The following is a 13456-nucleotide window of genomic DNA, read 5'->3' as shown; positions in this document are numbered from 1 at the left end:
TCTCTTCGTGGCCGGGCCATAACCTGATGAATCATAGGGCCTTGCCGGAAAAAAAGCACTACTTACAAATGATAGGACCGGCCGGACGCCGCGCCGGCTAACGGGTTATCCCTTGATTTGCATCAAGTTCGCCCGTCCCCGCCTTGCCTAGGGTGGCGGATATCACAACGAATCCCCCTACATGCCCGAGGACTTTATGACTCTACTTTCCCGTTCAGACGCCGCACCACGCCGCCGGGGCGCCGTAATCGAGGATTGGCAGCCGGAACAGCCCGAGTTCTGGCGCACCCGCGGCCAGCCGGTGGCCCGCCGCAATCTCTGGATCTCCATTTATTGCCTGCTGCTGTCGTTTTGCGTCTGGATGCTGTTCAGCGCCGTGGCGGTCAACCTGAATAAAGTGGGATTTAATTTTTCCACCGATCGGCTGTTTCTGCTTACCGCGCTGCCGGCGGTGTCGGGCGCCATTCTGCGGGTGCCCTACTCCTTTATGGTGCCTTTGGTGGGCGGGCGGCGCTGGACGGCCATCAGCACGCTGTTTCTGGTGATCCCCTGCCTGTGGCTGGGCGTGGCGGTACAGGACCCGCTGACGCCCTACGGCGTATTTATCGCCATCGCCCTGCTGTGCGGCTTTGCCGGCGCCAACTTCGCCTCCAGCATGGCCAATATCAGCTTCTTTTTCCCCAAGGCCCGCCAGGGCGGGGCGCTGGGGTTGAACGGCGGCATGGGCAACCTGGGCGTCAGCGTGATGCAACTGGTCGCGCCGCTGGTCATCTCCACGTCGCTGTTCGCCGTCTTTGGCGGCACCGGGCGGGTGCTGGCGGACGGCAGCCGGCTATTTCTGGAAAACGCCGCCTGGATGTGGGTGCCGCTGCTGCTGATTGCCGCCGTGGCGGCCTGGTTCGGCATGAACGATCTGGCTACCGCCAAGGCGTCCCTGAGTAAGCAAATGGTGGTGCTCAAGCGCGGCCATATGTGGGTCCTGAGTTTTCTCTACCTGGCGACCTTCGGTTCGTTTATCGGCTTTTCCGCCGGTTTCGCCATGCTGTCGAAGACTCAATTTCCCGCGGTGCAGATCCTGCATTACGCCTTTTTTGGTCCGCTGATCGGCGCGCTGGCGCGTTCGGCCGGCGGAGCGCTGTCCGATCGGCTGGGCGGCATCCGCGTGACCCTGGTCAACTTTGTGCTGATGGCCCTGTTTGCCGCTCTGCTGTTCCTGACCCTGCCGTCCAATGGACAGGACGGCTCGTTCGCCGCTTTTTTCACCGTATTTATGCTGCTGTTTCTGACGGCGGGGCTCGGCAGCGGCTCCACCTTCCAGATGATCGCGGTGATCCTGCGCAAGCTTACCCTGGACCGGGTCAAGGCGCGGGGCGGCAGCGACGACGAGGCGCAGCGCGAAGCGGCCACGGAATCCGCCGCCTCGCTGGGCTTTATCTCCGCCATCGGCGCGGCGGGGGGATTTTTTATTCCCCAGGCTTTCGGCACCTCGCTGGCCCTGACCGGTTCGCCGGCCGGCGCGATGAAAGTATTCCTGGCGTTTTATGTGGTGTGCGTGCTGGTCACGTGGCTGGTTTACGGCCGCAACCTCCATCGCGGCATGGCGACCAAAAAACCACGCTGAGGACCTGGGCGCCGGCGATTGCGCGGCGTCCGGGCTCGTATTTTGACCGCAGGTCCACGGGACCTGTCTTGCAGGAGAACATCCGATGAGCCATTTTCTCGACCGGTTCCGTTATTTCAAACAACTGGACCAGACCTTTGCCGACGGGCACGGCCAGGCGATGAACACCAATCGCGACTGGGAGGAAGGCTACCGCAGCCGCTGGCAGCATGACAAGATCGTGCGCTCCACCCATGGGGTAAACTGCACCGGTTCATGCAGCTGGAAAATTTATGTCAAAAGCGGGCTGGTCACCTGGGAAACCCAGCAGACCGATTATCCGCGCACCCGCCCGGATCTGCCGAACCATGAGCCGCGCGGCTGTCCCCGGGGAGCAAGCTATTCCTGGTACCTCTACAGCGCCAACCGGCTGAAGTATCCGCTGATGCGCAAGCTGCTGCTCACCCTTTGGCGCGAAGCCCGCGCGCGGCACGCCGATCCCGTGGACGCCTGGGCCGCCATCATGAGCGACGCGGCGGCCACCCGGGCCTATAAGCAGGCGCGCGGACGCGGCGGCTTTATCCGCTCCAGCTGGGCCGAGGTGAATGAGCTGATCGCCGCCGCCAATGTCTATACCGCCAAGACCTATGGCCCGGATCGCATTATCGGTTTTTCGCCGATCCCGGCCATGTCGATGATTTCCTATGCCGCCGGCGCGCGCTATCTTTCCCTGATAGGCGGCGTCTGCCTGAGTTTCTACGACTGGTATTGCGATCTGCCGCCGGCCTCGCCGATGACCTGGGGCGAGCAAACCGACGTGCCGGAATCCGCCGACTGGTATAACTCATCGTATATCATCGCCTGGGGCTCCAACGTGCCGCAAACACGCACCCCGGACGCCCACTTTTTTACTGAGGCCCGCTATAAAGGCACCAAGACCGTGGCGGTGACGCCCGATTACGCCGAAATCGCCAAGCTGTGCGACCAATGGCTCAGCCCGAAACAGGGCACCGACAGCGCCATGGCGCTGGCGATGGGCCATGTGATTTTGCGCGAGTTTTACCTGCAGCGGCAAAGCAGCTATTTCCTCGATTATGTCAGGCGCTACAGCGACCTGCCGATGCTGGTGCTGCTCGAACCCCGGCCCCAGGGATTTTACGCCGCCGGCCGCCTGCTGCGCGCCGCCGATTTGGTGGACGGCCTGGGGCAGGACAATAACCCGCAGTGGAAGACCGTGGCCATTGATGAAAACACCGGCGGGCTGACGGCGCCGCAGGGGGCGATCGGCTTTCGCTGGGGCGAGCAGGGCAAATGGAACCTGGAGCAGCGCGACGGCGGCAGCGGGCAGGAGGTGAAATTACAGCTCAGCCTGCTGGGCCGCCACGACCAGGTGGTGGAGGTGGGGTTCCCGTACTTTGGCGGCACGCCCAGCGAGCATTTCAGCCCGGTGCCGCTCAACGATATCCTGTTGCATAAACTGCCGGTCAAGCGCCTTACGCTTGCCGGCGGCGGCGAGGCGCTGGTGACCAGCATCTACGATTTAATGCTGGCCAACTACGGCCTCGATCGCGGACTGGGCGACGACAACTGCGCGCGCGATTACGACGATATCAAGGCCTATACCCCGGCCTGGGCGGAGAAGATCACCGGCGTGTCGCGGCACAATATCGCCCGCATCGCGCGCGAATTCGCCGATAACGCCGATAAAACCCACGGCCGTTCGATGATTATCGTCGGCGCCGGGCTAAATCACTGGTATCACATGGACATGAGCTACCGGGGCCTGATCAATATGCTGGTGTTTTGCGGCTGCGTGGGCCAGAGCGGCGGCGGCTGGGCGCACTACGTCGGTCAGGAAAAGCTGCGGCCGCAGACCGGCTGGCTGCCGCTGGCGTTCGGCCTGGACTGGCAACGTCCGCCGCGCCATATGAACAGCACCTCGTTTTTCTATAATCACTCCAGCCAATGGCGCTATGAAACCCTGGCGCCGCAGGAACTGCTGTCGCCGCTGGCGGACCCCGCGCGCTTTACCGGCAGCCTGATCGACTTTAACGTGCGCGCCGAGCGCATGGGCTGGCTGCCTTCCGCGCCGCAGCTGAACGTCAATCCGCTGCATATCGCCGCCAAAGCGCGGGATGCCGGCCTGTCGCCGGTGGACTATACCGTGGCCGGCCTGAAAAGCGGGGCGCTGCGTTTTGCCGCCGAGCAGCCCGACGCGCCGCAGAATTTCCCGCGCAACCTGTTCGTCTGGCGCTCCAACCTGCTCGGCTCGTCGGGCAAGGGCCATGAATATATGCTCAAATACCTGCTGGGCACCGAAAACGGTATCCAGGGCGAGGATCTGGGGCGCCAGGGCGGCGTTATGCCGGAAGAAGTGGAATGGCGGGAGCAGGGCGGCGAAGGCAAACTGGATCTGGTGGTGACCCTGGATTTCCGCATGTCCAGCACCTGCCTGTATTCCGATATCGTGCTGCCCACCGCCACCTGGTATGAAAAAGACGATCTGAATACGTCCGATATGCATCCCTTTATCCATCCGCTGTCGGCGGCGGTGGACCCGGCCTGGGATTCGAAAAGCGACTGGGAGATCTATAAAGGCATCGCCGCGGCGTTTTCGCGCGTCTGCCAGGGGCACCTGGGCCTGGAGACCGACGTGGTGACCCTGCCTATCCAGCACGATTCCGCCGCCGAACTGGCCCAGCCGCTGGGCGTGGAGGACTGGAAAAAAGGGGAATGCGAGCTGATCCCCGGTAAAACCGCGCCGCATATCATGGTGGTGGAACGGGATTACCCGAATACCTATGAGCGTTTTACCTCCCTTGGACCGTTGCTGGACAAGCTTGGCAACGGCGGTAAAGGCATCGGCTGGAACACCCAGGTGGAAATTGATTTCCTGAAAAAACTCAACCTGACCAAAACCACGGGGGCCGCCGCCGGCCGTCCCAATATCAATACCGCCATCGACGCCGCCGAGGTGATTTTATCGCTGGCGCCGGAGACCAACGGCCAGGTGGCGGTAAAAGCCTGGGCGGCGCTGGGCGTCATGACCGGGCGCGATCACCGTCATCTGGCGCTGAACAAGGAAGACGAGAAAATCCGTTTTCGCGACGTGCAGGCCCAGCCGCGCAAGATTATCAGCAGCCCCACTTGGTCTGGGCTGGAGGATGAGCATGTCTCCTACAGCGCCGGTTATACCAATGTGCATGAGCTTATCCCCTGGCGCACGCTCTCCGGCCGCCAGCAGCTGTACCAGGATCATGAATGGATGCGCGCCTTTGGCGAAAGCCTGCTGGTGTACCGCCCGCCCATTGATACCCGCGCCGCGGCGCCGCTGCTTAACGCCAAGCCCAACGGCAACCCGGAAAAAGCGCTGAACTTCCTCACGCCGCACCAGAAATGGGGCATTCACTCCACCTTCAGCGACAACCTGCTGATGCTGACCCTGTCGCGCGGCGGGCCGATTGTCTGGCTGAGCGAAGACGACGCCCGCGAGCTGAGCATCATCGATAACGACTGGATCGAGGCGTTCAACGCCAACGGGGCGCTGATTGCCCGCGCGGTGGTCAGCCAGCGCGTGCCGGCGGGCATGACCATGATGTACCACGCCCAGGAGCGCATCGTGAATATTCCCGGCTCGGAAATCACCGGCCAGCGCGGCGGTATCCATAACTCCGTTACGCGGGTCTGTCCCAAGCCCACCCATATGATTGGCGGTTATGCCCAGCTGGCCTACGGCTTTAATTATTACGGCACCGTCGGCTCCAACCGCGACGAGTTCGTGGTGGTGCGCAAAATGGACCGTATCGACTGGCTGGACGACGAACATAACGATGATGCGCAGGGCAATGCGCTCGCCGGCACCCACCGCCCGCAGGAGAAAGCACAATGAAAATCCGTTCCCAGGTCGGCATGGTGCTGAACCTCGACAAATGTATCGGCTGCCACACCTGCTCAGTGACCTGCAAAAACGTCTGGACCAGCCGCGAAGGCATGGAATACGCCTGGTTCAATAACGTCGAAAGCAAACCGGGCATAGGTTACCCCCACGCCTGGGAGGACCAGGATAAATGGCGGGGCGGCTGGATCCGTAAGATCAACGGCAGGCTGCAGCCGCGCATGGGCGGCAGGGTGGGCATATTGGCGAACATTTTCGCCAATCCCCACGCGCCGGAAATCGACGATTATTATGAACCCTTTGATTACGACTACCAGCATCTGCACACCGCGGCGGCGGGCAAGCACCAGCCCGTCGCCCGTCCCCGTTCGCTGATTACCGGGCGGCGGATGAAAAAAATCACCGGCGGCCCCAATTGGGAGGAGATCCTCGGCGGCGAATTCGAGCATCGCGCCAGGGACAAAAACTTCGAGCATATGCAAACGGCCATGTACGGCCAGTTTGAACACACCTTTATGATGTACCTGCCGCGCCTGTGCGAGCATTGCCTGAACCCGGCCTGCGTGGCCACCTGCCCGAGCGGGGCCATCTACAAGCGCGAAGAGGACGGTATCGTGCTTATCGACCAGGAGCGCTGCCGGGGCTGGCGCATGTGCCTGACCGGCTGTCCCTATAAAAAAATCTACTTCAACTGGAAAAGCGGCAAGTCGGAAAAATGCATTTTCTGCTATCCGCGCATCGAGGCCGGCCAGCCGACCGTCTGCTCGGAGACCTGCGTCGGGCGCATCCGCTACCTGGGCGTGCTGCTGTACGACGCCGATCGGATAGAACAGGCCGCCGCCGCCGGGCAGGAGCGGGATCTCTACCAAAGCCAGCTGGATATCTTCCTCGACCCGCAGGATCAGGCGGTGGTGGCGCAGGCGTTGGCGGACGGTATTCCCCAGGGGGTGATCGAGGCGGCGCAGAAATCACCGGTCTATAAGCTGGCCATAGACTGGAAGCTGGCGCTGCCGCTGCATCCGGAATACCGCACGCTGCCGATGGTCTGGTACGTGCCGCCGCTGTCGCCCATCCAGTCCGCCGACGACGCGGGCGCCTTACCGCACAGCGGCGTGCTGCCGGACGTGGAAAGCCTGCGCATCCCGGTGCAGTACCTGGCCAACCTGCTCACCGCCGGCGATACCGCTCCGGTGCTGCTGGCGCTGCGTCGCCTGCTGGCGATGCGCCACTATAAGCGCGCCGAAACGGTGGAGGGCCGGGTGGACACCAGCGCGCTGGAGCAGGTCGGCCTGTCCGAGGCCCAGGCGCGGGAAATGTACCGCTACCTGGCCATCGCCAACTATGAGGACCGCTTTGTCATCCCCTCTAGCCACCGCGAGCTGGCCCGCGACGCGTTCCCGGAAAGCAAGGGCTGCGGTTTCAGCTTCGGCGACGGCTGCCACGGCAGCAATACCCGTTTTAATCTGTTTAACAGCAAGCGCATCGACGCCATTGACGTCAGCGTAAAAACCGGCGGCACCCCCCATGATTAGCCTGAAGATTATCGGACGTTTATTGGATTATCCGGACGAGCCCCTTTGGGCCGCGCGGGAGGAGCTGATCGCGGCGTTGGGCGGCGCCGGGGAATTAACCCTGCGGCAGGCGGCCCGCCTGATCGGGTTTATCGGCGATTTTTGCGCCCAACCGCTGCTCGACGCGCAGGAGGCTTACTGCGGCCTGTTCGATCGCGGCCGCGCCACCTCGCTGCTGCTCTTCGAGCATGTGCACGGCGAATCGCGCGATCGCGGCCAGGCGATGGTGGATTTGCTGGCGCAGTACCGGGCGGCCGGCCTGGCGCTGGACAGCCGCGAACTGCCTGATTTCCTGCCGCTCTATCTGGAATATCTCTCCAGCCGCGACCAGGCGGCGGGCCGCGAGGGTCTGGCGGATATCGCGCCCATCCTGGCGCTGCTCGGCGCCCGGCTGCGGGCGCGGTCTAACCATTATGCCCTGCTGTTCGACATGCTGCTGGCGATCTCCGGCAGCGAGTTGCGCGGCGCCAGCCTGGATAACAACGTCGCCCTTGAGGTGCGGGACGATACCCCGGCGGCGCTGGACGCGGTCTGGGAGGAGGAACAGGTCAAATTCCTCGCCCCGCCGGACTGCGCCTCCGGCGAACAGGTCCGCCATCAGCGCCGGTTTGCCGGCGCGGTGATCCCGCAGTACCTGAGCAGTGATTTCAGCGCCGCTCCCGGCCCGGCCCGCGGCCGCGCGCACAGCGGCGCCGCGGTTGACGCGCCCCGGCGCGCCACCGATAAGAAAGGAGACTAGCCATGTCGTTTCTCAATCTGTTCTTTTTTGATATCTATCCCTATGTAGCCGGCACCATCTTCCTGGCCGGCAGCTGGCTGCGCTACGATTATGGCCAGTACAGCTGGCGCGCCGGCTCCAGCCAGATGCTGGATAAAAAAGGGATGCGCCTGGCGTCCAATCTGTTCCATATCGGCATCCTGGGTATTTTTTTCGGTCATCTGTTCGGCCTGCTGACGCCGCACTGGGTCTATGAGCCGTTTTTGTCCGTAGCGCTAAAGCAGAAAATGGCGATGGGGGCGGGGGGCGTTTGCGGCATCCTGACCCTGGTGGGCGGGGGCCTGCTATTAAAACGCCGGTTGCTTAATCCGCGCATCCGCGCCACCTCGAGCGTCGGGGATATCCTGATCCTGACCCTGCTGGTGGTCCAGGTGATCCTCGGGCTGCTCACCATTCCGGTATCCGGCAGGCATATGGACGGTGCGGAGATGATGAAGCTGGTGGGCTGGGCGCAGGCGGTGGTCACTTTCCACCCCGGCGCGTCGGCGCACCTTGAGGGCGTGGCGGTTATCTACCGGCTGCATATGATCCTCGGCATGACGCTGTTCGTGCTGTTTCCGTTCTGCCGGCTGGTGCATATCTGGAGCGCGCCGGTGGAATACCTGACGCGGCGCTACCAGGTGGTGCGCAACCGGCGCTAACGCAACTTCGCCGGTGCCGGCGCCCGGGCTTGTGCGGTCCGGCGCCGCGCATTGCCGATCGCCGGCCGGGACCGTTAGGCTTCGCGCCGATCCGGGTCCAGGGATTTCAGCCAGGCGATTTCCTGCGCCCAGATCGCCGGCTCAACGGTCTCCAGGATCATCGGGATAGCGTTAAAGCGCTGATCGGCCATGATCCACTCGAACGCGGTTTTGCCGATATTGCCTTCCCCCAGGCTGTGATGGCGATCCACCCGGCTGTTGAACGCGCTTTTGGCGTCGTTCAGATGCATGCCGCGCAGGTAGGAAAAGCCGACGATATGCTCAAACTGGCTAAAGGTATGGCTGCAGGCATCCTCGGTACGTAAATCGTAGCCGGCGGCAAAGGCGTGGCAGGTATCGATGCACACGCCCACGCGGCTTTTATCCTCTACCCCGTCGATAATCGCCGCCAGGTGTTCAAAGCGAAACCCCAGGTTACTGCCCTGGCCGGCGGTGTTCTCGATCACCGCCGTCACGCCCTGGGTGCGTTCCAGCGCGATGTTAATCGACTCGGCGATGCGCGCCAGGCAGGTTTCCTCGTCAATTTGCTGTAAATGGCTGCCGGGATGGAAATTCAGCCGCGTCAGCCCCAACTGCTGGCAGCGGGTCAGTTCGTCGATAAAGGCGTCACGGGATTTTTCCAGCGCGTCCGCCACCGGGTGTCCCAGGTTAATCAGGTAACTGTCGTGGGGCAGGATCTGATCGGGAGAAAAATCATATTTCGCGCAGGCGGCGCGAAATTTTTCGCAATCCTCGTCGCTCAGTTCCGCCGCTTTCCATTGCCGCTGGTTTTTGGTAAATAACGCAAACGCCGTCGCGTCCAGTTCGTGGGCGCGGATAACCGCCTGGTCCGCGCCGCCCGCCGCGCTTACATGGGCACCTATATACTTCATGTCTTCTCCTTTTTGACGTTATTATCGCACTGATAATGCCGCTAAAACGCCCGAAAGGGAAAAAAACATCCCTTTTAGCCCAGCAGGCGCTGTACGGCGGCGTTCACCAGGGCGCCGCCCGCCATCAGCCAGAGAAACAACGCCAGCGCCAGCAGCAGCGGCCGCAGCCCGGCGCGTTTAAGCGCCCCGATATGCGTGGTCAGCCCCAGGGCGGCCATTGCCATGGCCAGCAGCCAGGTATCCAGGGTGGTGATGGCCGCGATAAGCCGTGGCGGCAACAGCTGCAACGAGTTCACGCCGGCCACCGCGATAAATCCCAGGGCAAACCAGGGAAACGCGAGGGGGGCGCCGGCCGGGCCATAGGCCCCTGGCGTGCGCCGCCGCAGCCAGGCCGACAGCAGCAGCAGGAACGGGGCCAGCAGCATCACCCGGATCATTTTGCTGATCACCGCCGCGTTTTCCGCCTCCGGACCGACGGCATGGCCCGCCGCCACCACCTGCGCCACCTCGTGCAGGGTGGAACCGGTATAAATACCGAAGGCGGTGGCGCTGACGCTCAGCCAGTGATAATGCGCATTCAGCGCAAACAGCGCCGGATAGAGAAAGAGGGCGGCGGTGCCGAACAGCACCACCGTCGCCACCGCCACGGCGGTTTTATCCGCATCCGCTTTCAGCACCGGCGCGGTGGCCAGCACCGCCGCCGCGCCGCAGATGCTGCTGCCGGCGCCGATAAGCATGGCGGTCTGCCGGTCCAGCCCCAGCCCCCGGCATCCCAGCCGGCAGGCCAGCAAAAAGGTCGAGGACAGCATCAGCACATCAATCACCACCCCGGTGGCGCCGACAGCGCCGATTTGCTGGAAAGTCAGGCGAAAACCATACAGGATAATGCCCAGGCGCAGCAGCCGCTGCCGGGCGAACTGCACGCCGGGGTCACACTGATGAAGCCAGGCCGGCGTGATGATATTGCCCAGCACCATGCCCGCCAGTATCGCCAGCGTCAGTGCGCCAAGCCCCAGGCCGGCAACGGCGGGCAGGTCGCCGGCGCGTATGGCCGCCAGGGTAATGGCCGCCGCCAGCAACAGCCCGGACAGGCGGCGCCCGGCCAGGCGGATCGGGGGTAATAACTTTTCATGGCGCAGGGATAACATCGTTTCGCTCCTCTATTCCCGGATAAAAACAGGGTAATGGGCGCTGGCATAAAAGAGAAATTGATTATATGTTTATAACCTATCGTTATTAGTGGTTAAGCGTCACGCCAAGGAACCCGTATCTGATGCATATCACCCTGCGCCAGCTTGAAGTCTTTACCGAAGTGGTTAAAAGCGGCTCCACCATCCAGGCCGCCCTGGCGCTGGCGTTGTCCCAGTCCGCCGTCAGCGCGGCGCTGACCGAGCTGGAAAGCCAGCTGAACCTGCAGCTGTTCGATCGGGTGGGCAAACGGCTGGCGATTAACGAGCACGGCCGCCTGCTGTATCCCAAGGCGATGGCGCTGCTGGAGCGGGTGATGGAAATCGAGCAATTGTTCCATGGCGGCAACGGCGCGCTGCGCCTGTTCGCCAGCAGCACCATCGGCAACTATATCCTGCCGGAATTGATTGCCGGCTATCGCCGCGATTATCCCGACACCTCGCTGGAGCTGCAGGTGGGCAACAGCCAGGACGTGGTAAATGCCGTCATTGATTTTCGCGTCGACCTGGGCTTGATTGAAGGGCCGAGCCACAATCCGGATCTGGTTACCCAGCCCTGGCTGCAGGATGAGCTGGTGGCGTTTGCCGCGCCGGATAATCCGCTGGCGGGACGCCGGCTGGCGCTGGCGGAGCTGGCCGGCGCGCCCTGGATCCTGCGCGAGCAGGGATCGGGCACCCGGGAAATCGTCGATTACCTGCTGCTGGCCCGGCTGCCAAGCTTTCTGCCGGTCATGGAACTCGGCAATTCGGAAGCCATCAAGCACGCGGTGCGCCACGGCCTGGGCATCAGTTGCCTGTCGCGGCGGGTGGTGGCGGAGGCGCTGGCGCTCGGCACCCTGGTTACGCTGGATCTGCCGCTGCCGCCGCTGATGCGCACGCTTTACCTGGTGCATCACCGGCAAAAACACCTTTCCCAGGCGCTGGCTCGTTTCCAGGACTACTGCCGCCGGTTCGACATGCTCCCGCGCTGAGCGTCCGGCGATGTCGCGCCACCGTCCCGGACCGGCGGCCGCGGCAAAAAGCGGCAATCTTCCGCCGTATTGCTTATAATTCCCTGCCGATCATGAAGGTCTCTTATAACCGGCGCGTTGCGCTATCCCCCGCCGCCTGATTTGTTACAATCCGCCCTCGATTTTTGTACGGACAGACTGAACAACCATGTTGCAAAACCGCATCGAACCCCAGGCCGCGCCGGGCCTGCGGCGTGAACTTAAGGCACGCCACCTGACCATGATCGCCATCGGCGGCTCCATCGGCACCGGGCTGTTTGTCGCCTCCGGGGCGACCATCTCCCAGGCGGGTCCCGGCGGCGCGCTGCTCTCCTATATCCTGATAGGCCTGATGGTTTATTTCCTGATGACCAGCCTGGGCGAACTGGCGGCCTACATGCCGGTATCCGGCTCGTTCGCCACCTACGGCGCGCGCTACGTCGAGGAAGGGTTCGGTTTTGCGCTGGGCTGGAACTACTGGTACAACTGGGCGGTGACCATCGCCGTCGATCTGGTGGCCTCGCAGTTGGTAATGAACTACTGGTTCCCCACGGTGCCCGGCTGGATCTGGAGCGCCATATTCCTTGCCATTATGTTTTTGCTTAACGCCATTTCGGTCAAGGGCTTCGGCGAGGCGGAATACTGGTTTTCACTGATCAAAGTGGTCACGGTGGTGATATTTATCGCCGTGGGCGTACTGATGATTGCCGGTATCCTGCGCGGCGGCGAGGGTGCGGGCTGGCATAACTGGCAGGTGGGGGACGCGCCTTTCGCCGGCGGGTTCCCGGCGATGATCGGGGTGGCGATGATTGTCGGTTTCTCTTTCCAGGGCACCGAGCTTATCGGCGTCGCCGCCGGCGAGTCCGCCGATCCGGGCAAGAATATTCCGCGCGCGGTGCGCCAGGTGTTCTGGCGTATCCTGCTGTTCTACGTGCTGGCCATCCTGATCATCAGCCTGATCATCCCCTATACCGACCCGAACCTGCTGCGCAACGACGTCAAGGATATTACCGTCAGTCCGTTTACGCTGGTGTTCCGCAACGCCGGTTTGCTCTCCGCCGCCGCCGTAATGAACGCGGTGATCCTGACCGCCGTGCTTTCGGCCGGCAACTCCGGCATGTATGCCTCCACCCGCATGCTGTATATGCTGGCCTGCGAAGGCAAGGCGCCGAAAATCTTCGCCAAGTTATCCCGGGGCGGGGTGCCGCGCAACGCGCTCTACCTGACCACCATCATGGCCGGCCTGTGCTTTCTGACCTCGATGTACGGCAACCAGACGGTCTACCTGTGGCTGCTTAATACCTCCGGCATGACCGGCTTTATCGCCTGGCTGGGCATCGCCATCAGCCATTACCGCTTTCGTAAAGGGTATATCATCCAGGGCCGCCGGCTCAGCGACCTGCCGTATATCTCGGGCTTTTTTCCCCTGGGGCCGATTTTCGCCTTTGTGCTGTGCCTGCTTATCACGCTCGGGCAAAACTACCAGGCGTTTTTACAGGATCGCATCGACTGGTACAGCGTCACCGCCACCTATATCGGCATCCCGCTGTTCCTGGTTATCTGGCTGGGTTACAAATGGAGCCACGGCTCGCGCCTGGTGCCTTATCGGGAGATGATTTTCCCCGCCCGGCCCGATGCCGCTGAACGCCAGGACGCCGCAGCAGCGCCCGCGCCCCTGCGCTCGGAGAGCTGAGCCGCGGGACGGCGAATGATGCGCCCACCGTCCGCCCGGCCTGTCGCGCGCGTCGTCCCCTCGGGTGATCCCGGGCGGCGCGCCGGCCTGGGTTTATAGCGCGATTGGCTTTTTATATGCCGAAAAAATGCTTACCCATTGCCCGGATACCCAATAAGATATTCTTCCCA

Annotated in this window: 9 protein-coding genes; 7 read left to right on the top strand and 2 right to left on the bottom strand. The window is 62.7% G+C overall.

All coding sequences use genetic code 11. From position 1 onward, the window contains the following. Window positions 1-196: 196 nt before the first annotated feature. The 5 genes from ACL2XQ_RS17285 to narI all read left to right on the top strand — a co-directional run bounded on the left by ACL2XQ_RS17285 (window position 197) and on the right by narI (window position 8485). Entirely contained in the window at window positions 197-1621 is a 1425-nt protein-coding gene (locus tag ACL2XQ_RS17285) for a NarK family nitrate/nitrite MFS transporter (protein ID WP_413729772.1), read from the top strand. Window positions 1622-1706: 85 nt separating this feature from the next. Further along, window positions 1707-5489: a nitrate reductase subunit alpha gene (locus ACL2XQ_RS17280; RefSeq protein WP_410014307.1), complete on the top strand. Its 3783-nt coding sequence runs from the start codon at window positions 1707-1709 to the stop codon at window positions 5487-5489. Beyond that, a complete protein-coding gene (narH, locus tag ACL2XQ_RS17275; protein ID WP_413739500.1) occupies window positions 5486-7027 on the top strand; it encodes a nitrate reductase subunit beta in 1542 nt (513 codons plus the stop codon). The genes ACL2XQ_RS17280 and narH overlap by 4 nt, the downstream gene beginning before the upstream one ends. Next, window positions 7020-7805 (top strand): nitrate reductase molybdenum cofactor assembly chaperone, encoded by a 786-nt coding sequence (gene narJ / locus ACL2XQ_RS17270; protein WP_413739499.1) that lies wholly within the window; start codon window positions 7020-7022, stop codon window positions 7803-7805. Before narH ends, narJ begins: the two co-directional genes overlap by 8 nt. 2 nt (window positions 7806-7807) lie before the next feature. After that, window positions 7808-8485: a respiratory nitrate reductase subunit gamma gene (narI, locus tag ACL2XQ_RS17265; RefSeq protein ID WP_410014310.1), complete on the top strand. Its 678-nt coding sequence runs from the start codon at window positions 7808-7810 to the stop codon at window positions 8483-8485. Window positions 8486-8559: 74 nt separating this feature from the next. Here the strand turns inward: narI and nfo are convergent, their stop codons facing one another. Continuing rightward, entirely contained in the window at window positions 8560-9417 is an 858-nt protein-coding gene (gene nfo, locus ACL2XQ_RS17260) for a deoxyribonuclease IV (RefSeq protein WP_410014311.1), read from the bottom strand. A 74-nt stretch (window positions 9418-9491) separates the two neighbouring features. Continuing rightward, window positions 9492-10565: a YeiH family protein gene (locus tag ACL2XQ_RS17255; protein WP_413739498.1), complete on the bottom strand. Its 1074-nt coding sequence runs from the start codon at window positions 10563-10565 to the stop codon at window positions 9492-9494. 125 nt (window positions 10566-10690) lie between these two features. Between ACL2XQ_RS17255 and yieE the strand changes: the two genes are divergently transcribed. After that, window positions 10691-11575: a DNA-binding transcriptional regulator YeiE gene (gene yieE, locus ACL2XQ_RS17250; protein WP_413729778.1), complete on the top strand. Its 885-nt coding sequence runs from the start codon at window positions 10691-10693 to the stop codon at window positions 11573-11575. A gap of 187 nt (window positions 11576-11762) precedes the next feature. Further along, complete coding sequence (locus ACL2XQ_RS17245; RefSeq protein WP_410014314.1) at window positions 11763-13286, top strand: amino acid permease; 1524 nt, start codon at window positions 11763-11765, stop codon at window positions 13284-13286. Window positions 13287-13456 lie beyond the last annotated feature (170 nt).

The sequence above is a fragment of the Sodalis sp. RH14 genome (genome assembly GCF_047324285.1).
In the GTDB taxonomy this organism is placed as follows: Bacteria; Pseudomonadota; Gammaproteobacteria; order Enterobacterales; family Enterobacteriaceae; genus Acerihabitans.
This window is presented reverse-complemented; position numbering and strand designations above follow the sequence as displayed.